Source organism: Microbacterium sp. BR1 (genome assembly GCF_002812725.1).
Taxonomy (GTDB): Bacteria; Actinomycetota; Actinomycetes; order Actinomycetales; family Microbacteriaceae; genus Microbacterium.
Window position 1 is genome coordinate 39,403 of the sequence record NZ_NMUN01000001.1, and the last position, 21,307, is coordinate 60,709.

Sequence of the window (21,307 nt, forward strand, 5' to 3'; positions counted from 1 at the left end):
GGGTGAGGTCCCTTACCAAGGAAGGTAGAGAGTCGATGTCGATTCGATTTGGATACAACAGGCGACGCCCGATCGCCATTGCTATCGGCGCGCTCGCCACAGCAGCAGTTCTCGCTCTCGCAGGTTGCTCCAGCGGAGGCGACGGCGGAGACAGCGGCTCCGGCGATGGCACCAAGAAGAAGATCGGCGTGTCGATGTCGTTCGTCAACCAGTTCTATGCCGCCGTTCAGGAAGGCATGGAAGACGAGGCGGAGAAGCAGGGCTATGAGCTGGTAATCCTGAACGCGCAGGGCAATAGCTCCACTCAGGTCAACCAGGTCCAGAACCTCGTCAGCCAGGGTGTCGGATCGCTCATCTTCATCCAGCTGGACTCCGCGTCCGGCGGAGCGTCGGTCAGCCAGGCGAACGACGCCAGCATTCCGGTGATCGCCGTGGACCAGCTTCCCGCCGGCGGGGACTACGTGACCTTCATCGGCAGCGACAACGTCGCCATGGCCGAGCAGGCGTGTGACTATCTCGCGGAGCTGCTCGATGGTTCTGGCAACATCGCGATCGTTGAGGGCATCCCGGCCTCGTCCACCCAGATGCAGCGCGCTGAGGGCTGCCAGACGTCGCTCGACGCGAACCCCGACATCAACGTGGTCAGCACCACTAGCGCCGACTGGGATCAGAACAAGGCCGTCAGCGTTTTCGCCAACGTCCTCACCGCGAACGAAGATCTGCAGGGTGTCTTCGCTCAGAACGATGACATGGCTCTGGGTGTTGCTAGCGCCGCGGAGACTGCCGGTCGCAGCGGCCTGAGTGTCGTCACGATCGACGGGTTCCCCGCCGTGTACGACGCCATCGAGAAGGGCGCGATCTCCGCGACGATCAGCCAGCAGCCGTATCTCGAGGGTCAGCTCGCCGTGCAGAATGCCATCAAAGCGATGAACGGTGAAGAGGCGGACATTCAGAAGGACCAGATCCAGGAGTCGATTCTGGTCACGAAGGACAACCTCGAGGAAGCACGAGCCGCGAAGTACTTCGGCTCGCAGGGCTGATATCCCACCCATCCATGAATGGCTTGCCGGCTCCGGATCTGTTGCTGGAGCCGGCAAGCCAGAGGAGTAGAAGGTCATGAGCGAAACGACGAACAAGCGAGTTCTCACCGCAACCGGCATCACCAAGCGTTACGGCGACACCACTGTCCTGCATGGAATCGATTTTTCGATTGAGGCGGGGTCGGTCGTCGGGCTGATCGGTGAGAACGGCGCCGGGAAGTCGACGCTCAGCTCCATCATCGCGGGGATCAAGCGACCCGATGCAGGGTCGATGACGATCGATGGACAGCCGTACGCGCCAACCGGTCCGCTCGAGGCGTTGAACTCCGGGGTGGCGATCATCCATCAGGAGATCAAAATGATCCCTGAACTCTCCGTCGCCGAGAACATGTTCCTCGGACGCCTGCCCACGCGGGGCGGCCGTGTCGCGACGCGGCAGATGGTCACCGAAGCACGAGCCGTGCTCAAGGACCTCGGTGTGACTCTAGACCCGCGTCGACCGGTCGCCGGTCTTTCGACCGCCACACAGCAAGAGATCGAGATCGCCCGAGCCATCTTGCGGCGTCCCTCTTTTGTGATCTTCGACGAGCCTTCCGCCTCGCTTGGCCAGAACGAGACCAAGCGTGTTCTCGAGCAGATCGAGGTGCTGCGGTCGCGCGGTACTGGCGTGGTCTACATCAGTCACCGCTTGGATGAGATCTCCGCCATCGCCGACCGCGTGTTCTGCTTGCGCGACGGTCGAAAAGTCGGTGAATGGCCGGCGAAGGAAATCGACCGCAATGGCATGATCCGAGCAATGGTCGGCCGGGAGCTTTCACAGCGGGACGTCGCACCCCCACCTCACGATGAGGAAGTAGTAGCTGCCGTGGAAGGACTGTGCTCCGACCGCTTCGACAACATCACCTTCGAACTCCGTCGCGGAGAGATCTTCGGGATGTCGGGTCTCGTCGGTGCCGGCCGGACAGAGATCGTGCGGTCACTTGCGGGCGCGGACCGCTTCTTCTCGGGCACGGTCGCGGTGAATGGTCGCGTCGTGAAGATCCGATCGGTGTCTGATGCCGTGTCCGCGGGTATCTACATGGTCCCCGAAGACCGGAAGACGCAGGGGTTGAACCTCAACCGAACCAGCGCTGAAAACATGGCGCTGCCCTGGGAGTCCCGGCTCGTCCCGCGGGGATTCGTCACCATCCGTTTCCTGAATCGGCTCAAGAAGCGGATGACGAAGGAGCTCGACATCCGAGGCAATCTCGACAAGCCGGTCGGGTTGCTGTCTGGTGGGAACCAGCAGAAAGTGCTTCTCGCTAAGTGGCTGGTCCGCACCCCGAAGGTGCTCATTCTGGACGAGCCGACCCGAGGAGTGGATGTCGGCGCCAAGGAAGCGATCTACGAGATCATTCGCGACCTCGCCTCCCAGGGCGTAGCGGTCATCGTCGTCTCTTCCGAGCTAGAGGAAGTCCTCATGCTCTCCCACCGCGTGATGGTCGTGGCAGGCGGACGCCAGCGAGCCGTCCTGTCCCGCGAAGAAGCAACCCCTGAGCGCGTCATGCAGTTGTCAGTGTCCTGACTCGCCTCGCCAACATTCCTTAGGAGTTCTCATGTCTACCCCAGTCACCGACGACACGGCCACCAGAGCAAATACCGGCACCACGCCGAGTACCTCCGCGATTCGCGTCGCGCAGGTGAGGAATCGCCTGAAGGTCCTCTCGGGACCGCTCATCGGACTGATCCTGCTCATCGTTGCGATGTCGTTCTTGTCGCCGGTGTTCCTGACCCCGAACAACCTGGTGAACATCATGGTTCAGGTGTCCTACATCGGCATCATGGCGGCCGGTGCGACCCTGGTCATCATCCTTGGCGGGATCGACCTGTCCGTCGCAGCCGTGCTCGGGTTCAGCTTCATGGTCGTTGCTGTGACCTATCAGAACCTCGGTTGGCCGTTCTGGCTCTCCATCATCGTTGGTCTCGCCGTCGGTGCCGGCATCGGCCTTCTCAACGGCATACTCATCGCCTACGGAGACATCCAGCCCTTCATTGCGACCCTCGCCACGATGTTCGCCGCGACCGGTTTGTCGCTCTACCTCACCAACGGCACCCCCATTCTTGGACTGCCTGACTGGTTCCAGGGGCTGTCGCAGTTCCGCCTGGCGGGGATCTCGCTGCAGGTTTACCTCATGCTCGCTGTATTCATCGTCGCTGGATTGTGGCTGCGCTACCGTCCCGCGGGTCGCTCGCTTTACGCCATCGGCAGCAACGAAGAGGTCGCCCGCCTGTCGGGCATTCGAGTCAAGCGGATGCAGCTGCGCGTCTACGCGATCGCCGGGTTGCTTGCCGCTGTGGCAGGCCTTGTGGTGGGCGCCCGTCTGAACGCGGCACAGCCTGGTGCTGGCAACTCCAGCGACTTGCTCAGCGTGATCGCCGCGGTTGTCATCGGTGGGGCGAGCCTCGCCGGTGGTATCGGGTCGATGTGGGGAACGTTCGTTGGACTTCTCATCATCGGTGTCCTCAACAACGGGCTCACGCTGCTGAACGTGTCCCCACATCTGCAGCCGGTCGTCATCGGTGCGGTCATCATCCTCGCGGTGCTGAGCGACGGTCGCCTCATCTCGATGATCCGATCCCGCGGCCGATCCACCGCGCACTGACGAAAGGGCAGCTAGGAATGTGGGCACTTGATCTCTTCGCAGGCAAAGTTGTCGCCGTCACCGGCGCTGCATCTGGCATCGGTGCGGCTATCGCCCGACGCTTCCTGGAGGCGGGCGCAACGGTGGCGGCGGGAGACCTGCAGATTGAGCTCTTCGCTCGCCTGGAGCAGGAGCTGGGCTCCGATCTCAGTCGTCGGCTCGTCCCGTTTTCGATCGACGTTTCTGATCCTCAGTCCGCAGACGCGTACATCACCGCCATAGTGAGCAAGCTCGGTCGGCTGGACGTACTGGTCAACAACGCCGGCATCGCCCCAGTCGGATCGGTGACCGAGACCACAGATGATCTGTGGCGGAAGGTGATGTCCGTAGATGTGGACGGCGTCTTCTACGTCTCACGGGCAGCGCTGCCGCACCTCGAGACCGCTGGCGGAGCCATCATCAACACCGCGTCGGTGTCCGGGCTCGGTGCTGACTTCAACTACGCCGCCTATAACGCCGCGAAAGGCGCCATTGTCAACTTCACCCGCAGCATGGCGATCGACTACGGCAAAGCGGGTGTGCGCGTAAACGCCATAGCTCCCGGTCCCGTGCGCACACCGCTCCTGGTGAGGAACCTCGAAGCACTGCCCGGTCTCGAGCAGGCATTCGGCAAATTCATCCCGCTCGGGAGAATCGCAGACGCCGTAGAGATCGCAGACGCTGCCGTGTTCCTCGCATCGCCCGGCGCCTCGTTCATCACGGGTGCCATTGTGCCTGTTGACGGCGGCGTCACCGCTTGGAACGGTCAACCCAACGGCGACTTTGTTCAGTAACTGGAAGGTCTAAGGAGATACAGATGAAAGACGGAATGTTCGTGTTCGACTGTGCGGTGCACACTCAGGACTTCACGGATCGTCAGATCGCCCCTGGTACGGACGGAAAGAACGTCGTAGCTCATCGCGTCAATCAGGCCGGATTCAATGAGCTGATGGCCAGCAAGGGTGGCCCAGCGCCTAAGGCGGACTTCTACGACCCGGTCGACCCCGACTGGGCCAACGATCAGCTGTTCAAGCGCTCTGACACGGACATCGCGATGGTGCAGACCGTGCCGCTGTTCGGGCCTTGGAAGGACTCGCTCGGCCCCGCACAGTTGTGTTACGACCTGACGCGCAAGAATCCGAAGCGTCTTCTGTTCACTGGGGGCGTCGACCCGAGTTGGCAGGGACTTGACTTCGCTCTGCATGAGATGGAGCGCCAAGTTCACGAGATGGGCGCAATCAGCTTCAAGTTCTACACGTACCAGGACCGCGATCACTATTGGCGGGCAGACGACCGCGAGGTTGCCTATCCCTTGTATGAGAAGGCGCTCGAACTCGGTATCAAAATGGTGCAGTTCCACAAGGGGTATCCCCTCGGTATGCATCCGGTAGAGGCATTCATGCCGAACGACCTCCAGATGGCGGCCTACGACTTTCCGGATCTCAACTTCGGGATCCATCACATGGGCGATCCCTACGTGGACGAGATGATCTCAATCGCCGGTCGGTTCCAGAACATGCATCTGCTGCTGCCGCTGTGGTTCAACCAGTACTTCCTCCAGCCCTACCCGATGCTCCACCGCATCGGTCAGGCACTCTTGTTCGTCGGTCCTGATCGCCTCGCGTATGGGTCGGAGGGCTTCATCTGGCCCGATATCCAGTCGTACATCGACATGTGGGCGAACTTGGAGATGCCGGAAGAACTCCAGGAGCGATATGGCTATCCCGAGCTCACGCGAGAGATCAAGGAGAAGGTCTTCGGGCTGAGCTTCGCGCGGGGTCTTGGCTATGACATCCCGCCCGAGTATCAGAGCGGGGCTTGATCGTGGCCGTCGACCCAGACGAGCTTCAGCGTGCCCTCCAGTTTGTCCGTCCGCGCCTCCGCGGCCACGCGGGAGATATGACGGCTGTGGTGGACGACGAAGGAAACGTGACGATCGAGTTCTACGGCGCGTGCGAGCGTTGCCCTGCGATGGCGGTTACCTACGCCGGACTGGTCCAGACCTATGTGGAGGCGGTGCCGGGGGTTCGGTCTGTCCGTGCACCTCAGATCAGCGCGTCGCCCCAGACTCTGGCGAGCATTCGTCGGCGTCTCGGTGTTCGAGCAAACTCAGCGGTACCACTCGGACTGCCCACATCGCGGACGGCTCAGGCGCCGGGTGAAAGTGCCCCCACGTGACCGGGCACGGGTGCCTCGTCGTCGGCGCGAGTGGCGTGACCGGTGGCGCGATTGCGCGTTACCTCGAGGCTGCGGGTCGGCAGGTCATTGGGCTCTCAAGAACTGGATGTAGGGCCAATGCCGCCGCACCAGAGCACAACATCCGAGGAGATCTCTCAATAGCCAATGGTGTGGAGAAGGGTGCCCTGGGGGACATCCGCCATGTGGTCTACGCGGCGTATGTCGAAGGTTCCTCGCATCGTGAGACCACGGCTCTGAATGCCGCGATGGTCAAGAACTTGCTGGAGGCGCTCGACCGAGATCGCGCGTCCGTCGAGCAGATCGTGCTCATCGGTGGTGGCAAGTCATACGGTGAGCATCTCGGACCGTACCGAACTCCTGCTCGCGAATCAGATCCGCGGCTTCTCGGACCGATCTTGTACAACCCTCAAGAGGACGCAATCTGGGATTGGTCATCCCGGAGAGGATCGTCCTGGACTGTTCTGCGACCCGACGGCGTGATCGGATTCGCGCCCCGTTCACCGATGAACATCCTTGCCGGGGTGGCTGCTTTCGCGATGCTCAGCAAGCAGGAACGGGTCCCTCTCCGCTTTCCGGGAAGCCCGGGGGCGTGGGACGCGCTGCACCAGGCGACGGATGCTCGAATCCTGGCCAAGGCCGTCGAGTGGGCGTTTGACAGCACAAGCGCGCGAGGGCAGATCTTCAACGTCACGAATGGTGACCTCTTCAGATGGTCGCAACTGTGGCCCGCTATCGCTGAGTTCTTCGCCATGCCGTATGACGTACCGCAGCCGCTCTCCCTAGAGGCTCACATGGCCAACCGCGACGACGAGTGGGACGAACTGGTAGTCCGTGACGGGCTTCGGAGCGTGGGGTTTGCTGACTTCGTTTCCTGGCCGTTTATCGAAGGTTGGTGGCAGACGGATTTCAGCATGATCCAGAGCACCATCAAGATTCGCCAAGCCGGGTTTGGAGAGTGCATTGACACGCACGACAGCTTCATCGAGCACCTCACTGCGTTGAGGAAAGCCAGGATCATCAACTGAACTAGAAGGCCGTTCGGTGGGCCGAAGCCCCCGTCAAGGGCATCAGTCATCTTTATTGGCGACAAAATATGGACCAACTGTCCGAAAATGATAGGATCGACGCATGAGCAAGGATGCTGCAGCTGACGTAAGCGTCGCACTGCCCCACAGCCCGGATCTCGAAGAGCTAGCGCGGCTCTCTCAATTGGTCCGATGGCACATCGTCAACACGGTGGCCCAGAGCAAGGCCGGCCACATCGGTGGGCCGATGTCGATGACCGATCTGCTCGTGGCCCTCTACTTCGCCGAGTTGCGCATCGACCCCGCGAACCCACTGGATCCCGCGCGCGATCGCTTTGTGCTCTCGAAGGGTCACTCAGCCATCGGGCTCTACGGCGTTCTGGCCTTGCGTGGCTACTTCCCGGTGGACGAGTTGGCCACCTTCGACCGCGGCAACTCGAGGCTTCAAGGGCACCCGGACATGAAGCTCACCCCGGGAATCGACGTGTCGACTGGGTCGCTCGGTCAAGGCCTATCGGCCGCGGTCGGGATCGCTCTCGCTGCGCGCAAGCAGCAGTCCGACCACCGCACTTGGGTGGTTCTGGGGGATGGTGAGCTTCAAGAGGGAATGGTGTGGGAGGCAGTCAACTCCGCCAGCCGCTACGAGCTGAGCAACCTGATTGCGATCGTGGACCTCAACGGCCTTCAACAGTTCGGCTGGCCGGCAGATGCCTCGCGCGACCGATTTGATCGGAGCGACCCCTGGGCTCATGTGAACCTGCGCGGGGTCTTCGAGGGATTCGGATGGAACGTGCTGGATGCGGATGGACACGACTTCTCATCGATTCTCGAGGCCTATTCGGCCGCCTCGGACAACGTGGTCAGAACCTCGCGGCCGACCGTCATCCTTGCCCGAACTGTGAAAGGTCATGGCCTTTCATTCACTCAGGGCACATACAAGTGGCACAACGGCGTCGCAACAGACGAGCAGTTGCAGATTGCGCGGAACGAACTTCAGATCGAGGAGACAAACCGATGAAGGCACAGAGAGATGTCTGGGGCGACACGATCGTCGACATCGGACATCACGATCCGACCATCGTCGTCGTCGATGGCGACCTCGCCAACTCCACAAAGGCGGACAAGTTCGCCGAAGCCTTCCCGGACCGATTCATCGAAGTCGGGATTGCCGAACAGAACATGGTTGGAATCGCGTTCGGGCTGTCGACGGCGGGCTATCGTCCCTGGCTTTCGACCTTCGGCGTCTTCATGACGCATCGCGCGCTTGACCCGATTCGGATGCTTGTATCGCAGACCGAGGCGCCCGTACGCATTGCCGGCGCGTACAGCGGCTTGCTCAATGGCAGCAGCGGCAAGACTCATCAGGACATTGAAGATCTGGCCATCATGCGAGCGATGCCCAACATGACCGTGCTCGCGCCCGTCGATGAATTCGAAGCGGAGGCAGCTACACGATGGGCCGCCGAACACAATGGGCCGGTGTACATGCGAATCGCTCGAGACGCGGTCCGTCCAGTGCTCGACGACAGCTACGAGTTCAAACTTGGAAGCGTGGTCCAGCTCCGTACCGGGGGAGTCATCTCCCTCGTCTCAACAGGCGTGCAGAGCTCCCGCGTTCTTGAGGCTGCCGAGCTTCTGAGCCAGGCAGGGATTCACACGAGAGTCATCCACGTTCCAACTATCAAGCCGCTGGACGTCGGATCCCTGATCGCCGCGCTCGAGGGTTCCCGCATCGTCATCACCGTCGAGGAGCACAGCGTCATCGGTGGCCTGGGAGGGCTCGTCAGCGAGGTCCTCAGCGAACTGCCCAACGCGCCGCGAGTCACGCGAATGGGACTGGCAGACAGTTGGTCCGAGTCTGGGCCCAACGACTTCCTTCTCGAAAAGTACGGCCTGTCTCCGTCGCGAGTGGCCGAACAGGTGCGGGCGTGGCTCAACAGCCCCGTTGCGGGCACCGGGACCGTTGAGCAGGTTGTGGCATGACGATCCTGACAAACGTTGAGTCTGGCCTGTTCATCGCGGGAGAGTGGCGGTCAGCGACCGGCGGTGCAACTTTTCCCGTGCGAGACCCCGCAACCTGCGAGATCCTCACGGAGGTGGCGGACGCGACGCCAGAGGACGCACTGTCCGCACTCGATGCCGCCGTCGACGCTGGAGCCACGTGGGCAGCCTTGAGCGCACGCGCGAGGTCAGATGTACTCTCCCGCACCTTCGATCTGGTCAAGGAGAACGCCGACGAGATCGCGCGACTCATCACGCTCGAAATGGGGAAACCACTGAAGGAATCTGCCGCGGAGGTCAACTACGGCGCCGAGTTCCTGCGATGGTTCGCGGAGGAGGGCCCGCGCGTAGGCGGTCGAACGGGCGCAACGCCGGAAGGCACCGGCTCGATGATCATTTCCCACCGACCTGTCGGGCCCTGCTATCTGATCACCCCGTGGAACTTTCCACTCGCGATGGCAACGCGCAAGCTGGCGCCAGCCCTGGCAGCTGGATGCACGGTGGTCATCAAACCAGCGGCGCTCACTCCGTTGACGACGCTGTACCTCGTCGGCCTCTTCGAGAGAGCGGGACTTCCAGCGGGTGTCATCAACGTGGTGACTTCCTCCCGCTCGTCTGATATTTCGAAGGCACTCATGGACGATCCACGGTTGAGAAAGGTGAGCTTCACCGGTTCTACGGAAGTTGGACAGACTCTGCTCCGACAGGCTGCCAACAACGTCCTTCGTACTTCGATGGAACTCGGCGGCAACGCGCCGTTCCTCGTCTTCGACGATGCGGACATCGACGCCGCCGTCGACGGCGCGATGGTCGCGAAGTTCCGCAATGTCGGACAAGCCTGCACCGCCGCAAACCGGTTCCTGGTGCACGCGGCCGTTCACGACGAGTTCGTTGAGAAGTTGGCGGAGCGAGTCCGCGAGCTTCGCGTCGGGCCTGGATCTGACGAAGGCATCGACATCGGCCCGCTGATCAACGAGAGTGCCTCACGCCGAATTCGTGCGCTCATTGACGACGCCATCGAACTCGGCGCCTATGAGCTCGTCGGCGGAGTCGACGAGCGAGGAGGCAGCTACTTCAGCCCGGCGTTGATCACAGATGTTCCTGTGACTTCGCGTCTGTACACCGAGGAGATCTTTGGGCCAGTGGTGGCTGTGACGAAGTTCGAGACTGAGCAGGAGGCCATTGAGTTGGCCAACGGCACACCCTACGGCCTGGCTGCGTACGTCTACACCACGGACCTTTCGCGGGCGCATCGGGTCATGGCTGCGGTGGACTCCGGGATGCTCGGCGTGAACGCGGGGGCGATTTCGAATGCAGCCGCCCCGTTCGGTGGCACCAAGCACTCTGGAATGGGGCGAGAAGGGGGAGGAGAGGGGATCTTCGAGTATCTCGACACCAAGTACGCATTCGTCCCCGAATCAGCATGAGCTCCCGCACTGAGCAGCTGTCCGCGGCGGGCGTCAGCATCTGGCTCGACGACCTCTCGCGCTCGCGCATCACCTCCGGCAACCTCGCCGAGCTGATCGCCACCCGCAACGTCGTGGGCGTCACGACGAACCCGAGCATCTTCCAGGCCGCGGTCGGCGGCGGCGCCGAGGCCTACACGGCGCAGATCGCGGAGCTCGCGGCATCCGGAGCCTCCGTCGACGAGACGATCTTCGCCGCGACGACCGACGACGTCCGCGACGCGGCCGACATCTTCACTCCCGTGTTCGAAACCTCGAACGGCGTCGACGGGCGCGTGTCGATCGAGGTCTCCCCCGACCTCGCCCACGACACCGACGCGACCATCGCGCAGGCCAAGGAGCTGTCGGCCACCGTCGACCGTGCGAACGTGCTCATCAAGATCCCCGCGACCAAGGCCGGCCTGCCCGCAATCACCCAGGTGATCGGCGAGGGCATCTCGGTCAACGTGACCCTGATCTTCAGCCTCGACCGGTACGCCGAGGTCATCGACGCGTACCTCGCGGGCCTCGAACTCGCGCAGGCGAACGGGCACGACATCTCGAAGATCCACTCCGTCGCGTCGTTCTTCGTCTCGCGCGTCGATACCGAGGTCGACAAGCGCCTCGCCGCGATCGGCACCGACGAGGCGGCCGGCCTCAAGTCGCTCGCGGGCGTCGCGAACGCGCGCCTCGCGTACGAGCTGTACGAGCAGAAGTTCGCCGAGCCCCGCGCCGTCGCCCTCCTCGACGCCGGAGGAACACTGCAGCGGCCGCTGTGGGCATCGACCGGGGTCAAGGACCCGGCCCTCCCCGACACGCTCTACGTCACCGAGCTCGTCGCCCCCGGCACGGTCAACACGATGCCCGAGAAGACGCTCGAGGCGACCTTCGACCACGGCGTCGTGGCGGGTGACACGATCTCGGGCACCTACGAAGCCGCGCACAAGGTCTTCGCCGACCTCGCAGCAGTCGGCATCGACTTCGCCGACGTCACCCAGGTGCTCGAAGACGAAGGCGTCGACAAGTTCATCGCCTCGTGGCACGACCTGCAGAACACCGTCCGCGAGGCACTCGCCGGCGCGGTGATGGCCAAATGGCCTAGTCGTCTGTGAAGGTGCGCAAGTGCGGCGAGGAGCAGGTTCGCCCAACGGTTCGGTCGACCTCGCGTCTAGGTACGAACAGTAGGACGGGGAGCCCGCCATGATCACATCCGTTTCCCCGCAGGTAGCGCGATCTTGGCTGCTTCTGTCGGCATGGGGACGCGACTTCGATGCCGCGGCTCAATCACAGCCTGACCAGATCGTCCTGGACCTCGAAGATGGTGTGGACCCTCGGCATAAGGCCGCCGCACGGGACGATGTCGTGGACTGGCTCAGGGAGAGTTCCGCTTGGATCAGGATCAATGAGCGTTCGTCTGAGGAATGGCAGCGAGACATCGATGCTCTACGTGGCTGCAAAGGTCTGAAGGGTGTCGTCCTCGCGAAGACAGAGTCAGCCGACGAAGTGAGCGAGACCTTCGACCGGTTGGGAAGGAAGAGCCCAGTGCTACCTCTCATCGAATCGGCTATCGGCATCGAATCGGCATCGTCGATAGCCGCCTCGCGCGGGACCATTCGTCTGGCCTTCGGAAGTGGCGACTATCGCCGAGACACTGGAACCGCTGCTGACGATCTCGCGATGGCGTACCCGCGCTCAAGACTGGTGATCGCTAGCCGCGTCGCTGGTCTGCCTGGACCGATCGATGGGCCGACGGTGAGCGCGAGCCATCCCGTGGTGCGCCGCCAGTCCGAGGTCGCAGTCTCGCTCGGAATGACTGGACGATTGTGTCTCAGTGTGGAACAGGTGCCGCTGGTTAACGAGGTCATGAGCCCGGCTCCGTCTGACGTTTCCTGGGCGAGAGAGTTCCTCAACGATTTCGAGCTTCGCGGCCGCGTGGTTCGAGATGGAAGCGACCCTCCGCGGCTCAAGCGCGCGGAGAAGATCGCGCATCTCGCGGAAGTATTCGGTGTGGGGCAGATGTGACGATTCGCCTCGCTGCTGGCCGTGCGCGGTGGGTACGCCGCTCACGCGCCTGTCGAAGCGTCCCACTTGTTCATTTCCTTTGAATGGTCGACGGTTCGATGCTGAGGCCAGCGACTCGAATCAGGTATGCGCCGATCGCGCTTAACCTCGCCGAAGTGACCTCAACGTCCAGTTGTCGAGATCGGGCAGATCGACGAAGAGCCTGCGCGGATTGCGGAACGCCAAAGCGAAGATTGCGCAGTTGGACTCTGCGCCGTGTCCCGCGCCCACAGATGAGCCTAGACAGGCGTACTCTCGCGACCACCCGGACCACGCGAACAGTCCGTGGCCCCAGGCTTCGAACGACACCGACTTCCGTGGTCGTGGCCGGTTGCATGAATAGCAGCCGGCCACGACCACTCACGAACTCAGAGCGGCGGTTGGCGATGTACGAGCAGCGCGCATTGCCGGGAGCGAGCCAGCGATTGCCCCGACGAGCATCGTCACGATCACGCCCCCGACCAATACATACGGCGGAATGGAAACGAGCCATCCGTTTGCGGTGGCGACCAGCCAGATGATCAACCAGCCGATCAACGACCCCCCTAGCCCACCAAGAGAAGCGAGCAGCACAGCCTCCACGAGGAACTGGGAACGGATGTGCCCCCGGGTAGCCCCAATCGCTCGGCGCAGTCCGATCTCGCGTCGTCGTTCAAGTACCGTGATGACCATCGTGTTCGCCACGCCGATACCGCCCACCAGGAGCGCGATCGATCCCACTCCTACGAGGAGGCCTGTGAAAGCTTGGTCGATAGTGTTCTTCGCCGCGAGTGCATCCGATGGACGGCTCACCTTCACCTCGTTGGGTGACTCAGGGTTCACTGTCCGCGGGAGGAGCTCGCGTACGACCGCAACCGACTCGTCGCTGGAGCGCTCATAGATAGTCGTGGGTGATCCATCGAAGACGAACAGCTCTCCGGCGATCTCGCCGCCGATGAGTGCGGCGACATCAAGTTCAGGGGCGAGCGGAGCTGGTTCCAAGATGCCTACTACAGTGAACAGCCGACCCCCGAGCGATACTTGGCTCCCGATCGTGCGGATGCCGAGGCGCTCGGCTGCTTTCGCCCCCAAGACTGTGGTCGGCAGGTTTGCGGTCGCAGGGTTTAGCCACACACCGGCGCGCAAGCTGGATCCGGTCGCCGGCAGGAGTTCGTCTCCTGCGGCAAGAACTGTCAAACCTCCCGTTGCCTCCGCGTCGATCGAGGGGTTCCGGTAGACGTTGACCTCGGCGAGGGCCGCGGTCCAAGTTGCCGTTTCGACGCCGGACAGATTGCGGACTCGCTGAATGCCGTCTGCAGGCAGCTTCGAATCGGAGCCGAACAGGTCTGATCCGGCGGTCACGGTCAAGAGATTGGTGCCGAGGGACGAAAGTCGTTCCTTGACGAGCGCCTCGCTGGATGTCGAGATGCCGATCACCGCGACCATCGCCGCAATCCCTATCGCAATGCCGAGGGCTGACAACGCCGCGCGAAGGGGATTGGCCCTGAGCCCATGGAAACCGAGCTTGAGCAGGTCGGAAGTACGCAGGCGGGACTGCAGGAATCTGCTCATGTGAGCACCTCCAGATCCGGGGGAACCTCGAGCTTACGTAACGCCGAACCGGAGTCACTGACGACTTCTCCATCCCTGATGCGCACCTGTCGAGGCATCCTGTCGGCGAGGTCTTGATCGTGGGTGATGACCACCACGGTGGTTCCTGCCTCGTTCAGTTCCCTCAGGATCTCCACCACTGCTGCCCCTGACCGGCTGTCGAGACTTCCTGTGGGCTCATCCGCAAGCAGCAGGTCAGGTTTCCCGACGACCGCTCGCGCTATAGCTACACGCTGGCGTTCACCTCCCGACAGGTGGCGGGGCTGGTGGCGCAGGCGATGCTTCAGCCCTACGCGCTCCAGCGCAAGCGCTGCACGCCGTCTTCGCTCCGCGACGGGACCACCGGTGTACATCAGCCCGGTGGCGACGTTGTCCAAGGCTGTGACGCCGTCAGCGAGGTGGAACTGCTGGAATATGAACCCGATCGTATATGCGCGCAGCGCAGACAGCTCAGCGTCTCCAAGCTCCGCCACGTCATGGCCCGCGATACATGTGCGTCCCGACGTCGCACGGTCAAGAGTGCCCATCAGGTTCAGCAGAGTGGACTTTCCCGAGCCGCTCGGGCCCACAATGGCCACCATCTCTCCCCTGTCGATGCGGAGGTCTACACCGCGCAAGGCGAGGGTGGGGGGCGACCCGTACGAACGGGTCACCCTGGCAAGATCGATCACGGCGTTCACTTTGCGACCGCCACTGCATCGCCCTCAGCGACATCGCCACCTACGATCTCCACCATTCCGTCGGCGAACTTTCCGAGCTCGACGGGCACGACCTCGCTCTTGTTCTTTCCGACGCGTTCAACCGCCGACACTCCGCCGACGTCGGCGAGAAGCGCCGTGACCGGCACGAGGAGCACATCCTCGGCGATCACGTCGCGCAAGGTGACACTGATCGTCACGGTATCGAAAGCTGCCGCCACAGAAGGGTCATCGAGCACGAGTGTCAGTGGAAGCTTCAGCGAGGTGCCACCGTTCGGGCTATCACGTTCGACTGGCGAGCCAACTGCAGTGATGGTTCCTTCGGCCGACGTTCCGTTCGGGAGCTGGACAACTACCTTCGCACCCAGCGGAGCGTTGGCTGCCATGCTCGGATCGAGGTCGATGCTGGCCTGCTTGCTCGTGTCTGAAACCTTCAGAACTACGCCGCCCGCTCCACTTCCGACGCCCGCCACCACGTCCTGTATTCGCAGGTCCGCAGGCGCGAACACAATTCGACCTTGCTCGATCCTTCCCGTTCGTTCGAGCCCACGGGCGTTCTGCCACTTCCTGATGGCGACGATGGTTGACCACCTGAACTTTTCATCGGGTGTTTCGCCGAAGAATCCGAGGGCAGCAAGGTTCTCTTCAAGCTGTCGAACGTCGGGGCCGTCGCTCATCCCTTCAGCGAACTCGCGCCAGGCAGGAAGCCCTCCCAGCATCAGGATCACCGGGGTGTTGTCCACTCGAAACAGCTCCCCCCCGCGTCCAACCACTGTTCCCGGAGTTGGGACGGCCGTCACGGTGCCCTGAAGAAGGGAACCCAGATCACGGATGTTTCCGAACTCGAGTTTGCCCGTAAGCCGGACCTGCTCCACAAGATCCCCCCGACTGACTTCAGTGGTATCGGTCGGCGGCGCACCGCGTTCGTCGTTCGCTTCCGCTGGCGGCCTGGCTAGGAGGAAGGCCGCAACAACTGCGATGACCACTGCAGCGCTCGTCGCCGCGACTATCCATCCGCGGCGAGCACCCCGTGAATGGGATCTGTTCTCTGAATCGTCCTCCTTCACGGAATCAGAGGATTCAAGGCTTGGAAGCGCATCCGGGGATTCGTTTGGATGCTGAGGGCGCTTGAGGTGGGTCACTCGCCGCTTCATCCTTCCGCTCCTGGATATCCGGCTTCTTCGATGCACTTGTCCAGATCCTCGGGTGCGTAATCACCGGAAGGCATCGCCGCGACAGGGTGGCGTCCGGCAAGGTGGTGTACGGATCGGGTGACCGTGTCGCTGCGGACGTAGCGACGGTCACCGCGTGATCCTTCGAGAGAACTCTTCACATCCATCTCGAAAGGACCCCGACGATGACCGTCTCACCCCACGATATCGACCCTGCCCGCTTCCTCGAAGACCACCTCGCGCAGGCGTCTCCCGATCTGCTGCGGGAGATGCTCGGCACGTTCATCAACCAGCTGCTATCCGCGGACGCGGACCAGATCTGCGGCGCCGCTTACGGCACGATCAGCGACGACAGGGTGAACCGTCGCAACGGTTACCGCCACCGCGACTTCGACACCCGCGCCGGGACCATCGACGTGAAGATCCCCAAGCTCCGGCAGGGCACCTACTTCCCGGAGTGGCTGCTGGAACGCCGCCGCCGCGCGGAGGCCGCACTGACCACCGTGGTCGCGACCAGCTACCTCCTCGGCGTGTCCACCCGTCGGATGGATGACCTGGTGAAGACCCTCGGGATCACCGGGCTGTCGAAGTCGCAGGTGTCGGAGATGGCGCGCGACCTTGACGAGCAGGTGACCGCGTTCCGCACCCGGCCGTTGGACGCCGGCCCGTACTCGTTCGTCGCCGCCGACGCGCTCACCATGAAGGTCCGCGAGGGCGGCCGGGTCGTGAAGGTCGCGGTGCTGGTCGCGACCGGCGTGAACGCCGACGGCTACCGCGAGATCCTCGGTCTGCAAGTCAACTCGACCGAAGACGGCGCCGGCTGGCTGACGTTCTGGCGCGACCTCGTCGCGAGAGGCCTGACCGGCGTGAAGCTCGTCACGTCCGACGCACACGCAGGTCTGGTCGCAGCGATCGGCGCGACCGTCGGCGGGTCCTGGCAGAGGTGCAGAACCCACTACGCGGCGAACCTGATGAGCGTGACCCCAAAGTCCTCGTGGCCATGGGTGAAGACCCTGCTGGGCACGGTTTTCGACCAGCCCGACGCGGAGTCCGTGCACGCCCAGTTCGACCGCGTCCTGGACGCGCTCGAGCACAAGCTCCCCAGGTCGTTCGAGCACCTCGAGGCCGCACGTGAGGAGATCCTCGCGTTCACCGCGTTCCCGAAGAGCATCTGGCGGCAGATCTGGTCCAACAATCCGAACGAACGCCTCAACCGGGAGATCCGCCGCCGCACCGACGTCGTGGGCATCTTCCCGAACCGCGACGCGATCATCCGGCTCGTCGGCGCCGTCCTCGCCGAGCAACACGACGAGTGGGCCGAGCAACGCCGCTACCTCGGCCTCGACGCCCTCGCCGCCGCACGCCGCGTCGGCGAACCCACCACAGAGGAGGTGATCGAACCCGACCTTCGGGCCCTCACAGCCTGACCTCGACACGAGGGATCACACGATCACCGATACACCACGTCCCAGGACTTGACCCGCGACAGTGCCGCCGGGACCGATCTCAGGGTCCGGGAAGTCGTATCCTGCTTCACGCATGCATGCCGCGAGGAGGAGTCCCATCTCATTCATCTCTTCGCTAGACGGGAGGTCGTCCCGAGTGGGAGCCTGCCCGAGTTCCTCGTCACAGAACTCCATCGCCTTTTCCATCGCGACCCGATCGGCTTCAGTCGGCTTAGGCGGCGGAGCCGAGCCCTCATCGCCAGCCTCGCCGGCCTTGACCATGAACTGTGAGAGGTCGACTCCCTGATCCCCGACGCACTTCTCCCAGGCGAGCTGCCACTCCTCGTAATCCTGTTGCTGACTTGAAGAGTCCAGTTCGCCGGGTTTCTCGGTGGCGGGCGAGGGCGCGCAGGCGACGAGTCCGGTCAGCAACACGACGCCCGCAAGGGCGTGCAAGCCACGGTTACGTATGTTTCGCATGAAGATGTCCTTTCGAGTGGGCCCGTTTGTGGGCACAGCCAAGTAGGCGGTGAGCCCGGTCGCAGGGGAGTAAAGGGATCTCTTTACGATCAGCGAACCCGTGCAGTGGTTGCATAGGAATACGAGTTGAGGAGTATCACCGTGAGGGTTTTGGTTGTTGAGGATGAGGTGTACCTCGCCGAAGCTATTCGCGCGCGGCTGGCGCTCGACGCGATTTCAGCGGACGTCACCTACGACGGCGAGGCCGCGCTTCAGGCAGTGTCGGATACCAACTATGAGGTTGTCCTGCTTGACAGGGATATCCCCGTGGTGGATGGCGACGAGGTATGCCATCGGCTCGCGGTGAACCCAGATCGACCCGCGATCCTGATGCTCACAGCAGCTCGCCGCCTCGACGACAAGGTCGAGGGACTGGCGCTGGGTGCGGACGACTATCTGTCGAAGCCGTTCGAATTTGCTGAGCTGATTGCCCGCATCCGCGCGCTCGCCCGACGCCGGTTTACGGCGCTGCCGCCAACCCTGGAATTAAACGACCTCCGCCTCAACTCGGTGCGTCGGGAGGTGACACGGTCGGGAAGGTTCGTCCAGCTCACTCGCAAGGAATTCGCCGTCCTCGAAGTGCTGATGCGTGACCCCGGGGCCGTCGTCAGCGCCGAGCAACTTCTCGAGCGGGCATGGGACGAGAATGCAAACCCGTTCACCAACTCCGTCAAGGTCACGATCAGCACTCTACGTCGCAAGCTCGGGGAGCCGCGACTAATCGATACGGTTCAGGGCGGCTACGTGATCGGAAGGTCGGGCTAAACGTGATCGGAGGTCGGGCTAAATGAGGACTGAACAAGAGACGGTCAAGCGACGAAACGCGCCGAGTCACGAAGATGCCTCATGCGCGTGAGGCCCCGGATGCGCATGGAGCGCTTCCGGCTGACGCTTCGTGCTCGCCTGGCCTACACCTACGCGGGGCTGCTCACCCTGGCGGGCGCGCTCATGATGCTCGTGGTGTATTTGGTGGTTGGCTTCTTGCCCACATACACGTTCGCAGTGCCCTCAGTCAGGACGACTGGCCCGCCCGCCGTCGGTGAGGTCGACCCGGGGATCGCGAGCACGGCTCTGACTCCGGGCTACGTCGTGTCATCTCGCGACGATGTGCTACGACTCATCCTCGTCATCGCATGCATCCTCCTCGTGCTCCTCGCGGTAGGAGGCGGTTGGGTAGGGTGGGTTGTTTCCGGACGCATGCTGCGACCGTTGCAAGAGGTGAATGCAGCGGCTCATCGGGCAGCCCGAGGGCACCTTGACCATCGCATCTCGCTACGAGGTCCACGAGACGAGATCTCTGATCTTGCAGACACCTTTGACGAGATGCTGGAGGGACTCGAGCGCTCGTTCGCAACTTATCGTCGATTCGCGGCAAACGCATCTCATGAACTGAGGACGCCCCTCGCGACGACTCGCGCGATGCTCGACGTCGCGCTCGCGGGCGCGGAGGACGCCGAACGTCCCCTTCTTCAGCGCCTGCGAGAAACTAACGAGCGGAGCATTCAAACGGTTGAATCGCTCCTTGACCTCAGTGAGGTCGAGGCTGCCCGCCCAGTGCAACAGCCTGTCGAGCTGGAGCAGATCGTATCCTTCGTCCTCGCCGATGTCGCACAGGAGGCGGACGAAGCCTGCATCCGGATTGATTACCGGCTCTCGGCGGCGACGGTCAACGCTGACCCGACCCTCCTCCGTCAGCTGGTGCTGAACCTGATTCAAAACGCAATCCGGCACAACTCGGAGGGCGGGTGGATAGTGGTCACTACTTCCCTCGAACGCAGGGGCTGCCCGGTTCTCCAGGTGAAGAACAGCGGGGCCCACGTTCCCGAGTCCGCAATCGATTCGCTGACGTCACCTTTCTTTCGACTGCAGGGTCGCTCGACGGCATCCACGTCGAAAGGACGTGGGCTCGGGCTCTCGATAATCGAGGCTATTGCCGACCGTCACGACGCCCACTTGGGGCTCGAGCCAGGACGAGAAGGAGGGCTTGTCGCCACCGTCACGTTCCCTTCAGGCGAAAACCGCCAATCGGAACGTTCGCGTGGGGCGCCAGCCCTAACTCCGTCTGAGCTCGAACTACCTCGAGCACGCGACGGAGCTTCTCGAGCCCCGTCGCGTAGATAAGGCTAACCGGCCCATTCGATCCTGGTGGAAGTGCTTAGTGGCACGTCGACGTTGCGCCAGGACGCGGTCTTCAGTCAGGTCGGCACCAGCCGATCTGCGCGCGTGGTTGGCACGGCTGACGGATGCTCGAATCTATGTATTGCGCTCCGCGGGCTCGCATCAGTCTCACGCGCGGCAGAGAGGCGCGACTGGGCGGCCGGATCAGTTGCTCAAATCCTTGACCCACGGTCACCGCACCTTGTCCCAACAGGACCGAGCGCTCGGACACGAGACTGCTCTCGGGCAGACCTCAATGACAGGGGCTCCTTCACTATCGACGCGCGCTTCCACCTCTCGTCATAAGCCAAGTCAGAAAACGTCCCAGTCGCGCGCACGTTCAACAAGGCCGTCAATCACCCTCGTCGTGGGGGCCGTCAACGGCGTGGCAGCCGCGATCGCGAGGTGGAGGGTGTTTATCGGTCTCTCTCCCGGGCGGTGAAGCACCTCCACGCTCCCGGCGCCAATCGCCGCGTCGGCGAGGTATCGCGGCAGCGCAGAGATTCCCGCGCCCGCCACAACGGCGGTGAGAACGCCGCGCAGATCGGGAACGATCAATGCAAGACTGTTAGTTGGTCTGTGACCGAACTGGCTACGCCAGTACCGCCGCACGATTGACAAGTCGGCGTCGTACGCTACCAAGGGGAGATGCTGTAACGCTGTCGCCGGATCGGTCGCGAGGTGGTCTCGATCGATGCTGCGAGCAAGTGACGGAGCACCGACCAGAACGAATTCCTCGTCCACGAGCCCGCGATATCGGATGCCCTTCATCGGTTTCCGCACTGACGACACGACGATATCGAGAGCGCCCTGAGCGAGCTGGTTCAGCAGGTCCTCTGCCAGGCCCAGGGTGAACTCGAGCCGTATGCCATCGGCGGTGAGGGGCGCGAGCGTCGGTATCACCCGAGCAGCCACGACGTCGCTCGCCCCGCCAACACGCACCGTTGAGTCGAGACCTGACGGCGGCGCAGTCCAGGCATCTTGCAGTCGGTCGACGGCCGCCGCCACCTTCAGCACTAATGCTTCCCCCGCGGAGGTCGCCACCGATCCACTGACCGAGCGGATGAAGAGCGACGTGCCGAGGTCCGCTTCCAGACGGGCGATCCGGTCGCTGACCGCAGGCTGGCTAAGGCCAAGGCGGGTCGCTGCAGCGGTGAATGAACCTGCGCGGTGCACGACGACGAACGTATGCAGCAGATCGAGGTCGGGCATCGATTGCTCCCATCAGAAAAGTGATCTTCACCGAGGATCATAAGAAATTTACGTGATGTATACCTCGTTTCCAACCTCAACGG

At 62.8% G+C, this 21,307-nt stretch carries 20 protein-coding genes; 15 read left to right on the forward strand and 5 right to left on the reverse strand.

The genetic code is table 11. The annotated features are described in order from the left end of the window. The first annotated feature begins 35 nt into the window (after window positions 1-35). The 12 genes from CGU35_RS00195 to CGU35_RS00250 all read left to right on the forward strand — a co-directional run bounded on the left by CGU35_RS00195 (window position 36) and on the right by CGU35_RS00250 (window position 12,392). Window positions 36-1,040, forward strand: coding sequence for a sugar ABC transporter substrate-binding protein (locus CGU35_RS00195; protein WP_232711083.1), 1,005 nt, complete (start codon window positions 36-38; stop codon window positions 1,038-1,040). 76 nt (window positions 1,041-1,116) lie between these two features. Continuing rightward, window positions 1,117-2,604 carry a sugar ABC transporter ATP-binding protein gene (locus CGU35_RS00200; RefSeq protein WP_100809656.1) on the forward strand — a complete coding sequence of 496 codons (1,488 nt, stop codon included), beginning with the start codon at window positions 1,117-1,119 and terminating at the stop codon, window positions 2,602-2,604. 31 nt (window positions 2,605-2,635) lie between these two features. Continuing rightward, window positions 2,636-3,682 carry an ABC transporter permease gene (locus tag CGU35_RS00205; protein ID WP_100809657.1) on the forward strand — a complete coding sequence of 349 codons (1,047 nt, stop codon included), beginning with the start codon at window positions 2,636-2,638 and terminating at the stop codon, window positions 3,680-3,682. A 17-nt stretch (window positions 3,683-3,699) separates the two neighbouring features. After that, window positions 3,700-4,494, forward strand: a complete 795-nt coding sequence (locus CGU35_RS00210) for an SDR family NAD(P)-dependent oxidoreductase (protein ID WP_100809658.1) — start codon at window positions 3,700-3,702, stop codon at window positions 4,492-4,494. Window positions 4,495-4,517: 23 nt separating this feature from the next. Next, window positions 4,518-5,522, forward strand: a complete 1,005-nt coding sequence (locus CGU35_RS00215) for an amidohydrolase family protein (RefSeq protein ID WP_100809659.1) — start codon at window positions 4,518-4,520, stop codon at window positions 5,520-5,522. Between the two features lie 2 nt (window positions 5,523-5,524). Further along, window positions 5,525-5,878 (forward strand): NifU family protein, encoded by a 354-nt coding sequence (locus CGU35_RS18800; RefSeq protein ID WP_157813848.1) that lies wholly within the window; start codon window positions 5,525-5,527, stop codon window positions 5,876-5,878. Continuing rightward, the gene (locus CGU35_RS00225; protein WP_100809661.1) at window positions 5,875-6,924 is read left to right on the forward strand and encodes an SDR family oxidoreductase; all 1,050 of its coding nucleotides are present in this window, start codon (window positions 5,875-5,877) and stop codon (window positions 6,922-6,924) included. Before CGU35_RS18800 ends, CGU35_RS00225 begins: the two co-directional genes overlap by 4 nt. A gap of 103 nt (window positions 6,925-7,027) precedes the next feature. Next, the gene (locus CGU35_RS00230; RefSeq protein ID WP_100809662.1) at window positions 7,028-7,942 is read left to right on the forward strand and encodes a transketolase; all 915 of its coding nucleotides are present in this window, start codon (window positions 7,028-7,030) and stop codon (window positions 7,940-7,942) included. After that, window positions 7,939-8,907 (forward strand): transketolase family protein, encoded by a 969-nt coding sequence (locus CGU35_RS00235; RefSeq protein WP_100809663.1) that lies wholly within the window; start codon window positions 7,939-7,941, stop codon window positions 8,905-8,907. Before CGU35_RS00230 ends, CGU35_RS00235 begins: the two co-directional genes overlap by 4 nt. Further along, on the forward strand, window positions 8,904-10,352 hold the full coding sequence (locus tag CGU35_RS00240; RefSeq protein WP_100809664.1) for an NAD-dependent succinate-semialdehyde dehydrogenase: 1,449 nt from the start codon (window positions 8,904-8,906) through the stop codon (window positions 10,350-10,352). Before CGU35_RS00235 ends, CGU35_RS00240 begins: the two co-directional genes overlap by 4 nt. Then, window positions 10,349-11,482, forward strand: a complete 1,134-nt coding sequence (gene tal / locus CGU35_RS00245; RefSeq protein WP_100809665.1) for a transaldolase — start codon at window positions 10,349-10,351, stop codon at window positions 11,480-11,482. The genes CGU35_RS00240 and tal overlap by 4 nt, the downstream gene beginning before the upstream one ends. Window positions 11,483-11,570: 88 nt before the next feature. Continuing rightward, a complete protein-coding gene (locus CGU35_RS00250) occupies window positions 11,571-12,392 on the forward strand; it encodes an HpcH/HpaI aldolase/citrate lyase family protein (RefSeq protein ID WP_100809666.1) in 822 nt (273 codons plus the stop codon). Between the two features lie 399 nt (window positions 12,393-12,791). On the opposite strand, the gene CGU35_RS00255 is transcribed toward CGU35_RS00250, so the two are convergent. The 3 genes from CGU35_RS00255 to CGU35_RS00265 are packed head-to-tail and all read right to left on the reverse strand — an operon-like array spanning window position 12,792 to window position 15,861. Then, window positions 12,792-13,982 carry an ABC transporter permease gene (locus tag CGU35_RS00255; protein ID WP_100809667.1) on the reverse strand — a complete coding sequence of 397 codons (1,191 nt, stop codon included), beginning with the start codon at window positions 13,980-13,982 and terminating at the stop codon, window positions 12,792-12,794. Further along, window positions 13,979-14,701, reverse strand: coding sequence for an ABC transporter ATP-binding protein (locus CGU35_RS00260; RefSeq protein WP_100809668.1), 723 nt, complete (start codon window positions 14,699-14,701; stop codon window positions 13,979-13,981). The genes CGU35_RS00255 and CGU35_RS00260 overlap by 4 nt, the downstream gene beginning before the upstream one ends. Next, window positions 14,698-15,861, reverse strand: a complete 1,164-nt coding sequence (locus tag CGU35_RS00265) for a peptidoglycan-binding protein (RefSeq protein ID WP_157813849.1) — start codon at window positions 15,859-15,861, stop codon at window positions 14,698-14,700. Before CGU35_RS00265 ends, CGU35_RS00260 begins: the two co-directional genes overlap by 4 nt. A gap of 215 nt (window positions 15,862-16,076) precedes the next feature. Here CGU35_RS00265 and CGU35_RS00270 point away from each other — a divergent pair, with 215 nt between their 5' ends. Next, a complete protein-coding gene (locus CGU35_RS00270; RefSeq protein WP_100809640.1) occupies window positions 16,077-17,318 on the forward strand; it encodes an IS256 family transposase in 1,242 nt (413 codons plus the stop codon). A 15-nt stretch (window positions 17,319-17,333) separates the two neighbouring features. Here the strand turns inward: CGU35_RS00270 and CGU35_RS00275 are convergent, their stop codons facing one another. Then, entirely contained in the window at window positions 17,334-17,816 is a 483-nt protein-coding gene (locus tag CGU35_RS00275) for a hypothetical protein (protein WP_157813850.1), read from the reverse strand. 141 nt (window positions 17,817-17,957) lie between these two features. On the opposite strand from CGU35_RS00275, the gene CGU35_RS00280 reads away from it, so the two are divergent. Next, complete coding sequence (locus tag CGU35_RS00280) at window positions 17,958-18,620, forward strand: response regulator transcription factor (RefSeq protein WP_100809748.1); 663 nt, start codon at window positions 17,958-17,960, stop codon at window positions 18,618-18,620. An 81-nt stretch (window positions 18,621-18,701) separates the two neighbouring features. Next, window positions 18,702-19,976, forward strand: coding sequence for a sensor histidine kinase (locus CGU35_RS00285; protein ID WP_100809671.1), 1,275 nt, complete (start codon window positions 18,702-18,704; stop codon window positions 19,974-19,976). Between the two features lie 348 nt (window positions 19,977-20,324). Here CGU35_RS00285 and CGU35_RS00290 read toward each other — a convergent pair whose 3' ends face one another. Further along, window positions 20,325-21,224, reverse strand: a complete 900-nt coding sequence (locus CGU35_RS00290) for a LysR family transcriptional regulator (RefSeq protein ID WP_100809672.1) — start codon at window positions 21,222-21,224, stop codon at window positions 20,325-20,327. Window positions 21,225-21,307 lie beyond the last annotated feature (83 nt).

Excerpts from the sequence above, each read along its gene's own strand:
- CGU35_RS00195 (WP_232711083.1), top strand. The coding sequence starts at position 36 with ATGTCGATTCGATTTGGATACAACAGGCGACGCCCGATCGCCATTGCT.
- CGU35_RS00200 (WP_100809656.1), top strand. The coding sequence starts at position 1,117 with ATGAGCGAAACGACGAACAAGCGAGTTCTCACCGCAACCGGCATCACC.
- CGU35_RS00205 (WP_100809657.1), top strand. The coding sequence starts at position 2,636 with ATGTCTACCCCAGTCACCGACGACACGGCCACCAGAGCAAATACCGGC.
- CGU35_RS00210 (WP_100809658.1), top strand. The coding sequence starts at position 3,700 with ATGTGGGCACTTGATCTCTTCGCAGGCAAAGTTGTCGCCGTCACCGGC.
- CGU35_RS00215 (WP_100809659.1), top strand. The coding sequence starts at position 4,518 with ATGAAAGACGGAATGTTCGTGTTCGACTGTGCGGTGCACACTCAGGAC.
- CGU35_RS00230 (WP_100809662.1), top strand. The coding sequence starts at position 7,028 with ATGAGCAAGGATGCTGCAGCTGACGTAAGCGTCGCACTGCCCCACAGC.
- CGU35_RS00235 (WP_100809663.1), top strand. The coding sequence starts at position 7,939 with ATGAAGGCACAGAGAGATGTCTGGGGCGACACGATCGTCGACATCGGA.
- CGU35_RS00240 (WP_100809664.1), top strand. The coding sequence starts at position 8,904 with ATGACGATCCTGACAAACGTTGAGTCTGGCCTGTTCATCGCGGGAGAG.
- tal (WP_100809665.1), top strand. The coding sequence starts at position 10,349 with ATGAGCTCCCGCACTGAGCAGCTGTCCGCGGCGGGCGTCAGCATCTGG.
- CGU35_RS00250 (WP_100809666.1), top strand. The coding sequence starts at position 11,571 with ATGATCACATCCGTTTCCCCGCAGGTAGCGCGATCTTGGCTGCTTCTG.
- CGU35_RS00255 (WP_100809667.1), bottom strand. The coding sequence starts at position 13,982 with ATGAGCAGATTCCTGCAGTCCCGCCTGCGTACTTCCGACCTGCTCAAG.
- CGU35_RS00270 (WP_100809640.1), top strand. The coding sequence starts at position 16,077 with ATGACCGTCTCACCCCACGATATCGACCCTGCCCGCTTCCTCGAAGAC.
- CGU35_RS00275 (WP_157813850.1), bottom strand. The coding sequence starts at position 17,816 with ATGCGAAACATACGTAACCGTGGCTTGCACGCCCTTGCGGGCGTCGTG.
- CGU35_RS00285 (WP_100809671.1), top strand. The coding sequence starts at position 18,702 with ATGCGCGTGAGGCCCCGGATGCGCATGGAGCGCTTCCGGCTGACGCTT.
- CGU35_RS00290 (WP_100809672.1), bottom strand. The coding sequence starts at position 21,224 with ATGCCCGACCTCGATCTGCTGCATACGTTCGTCGTCGTGCACCGCGCA.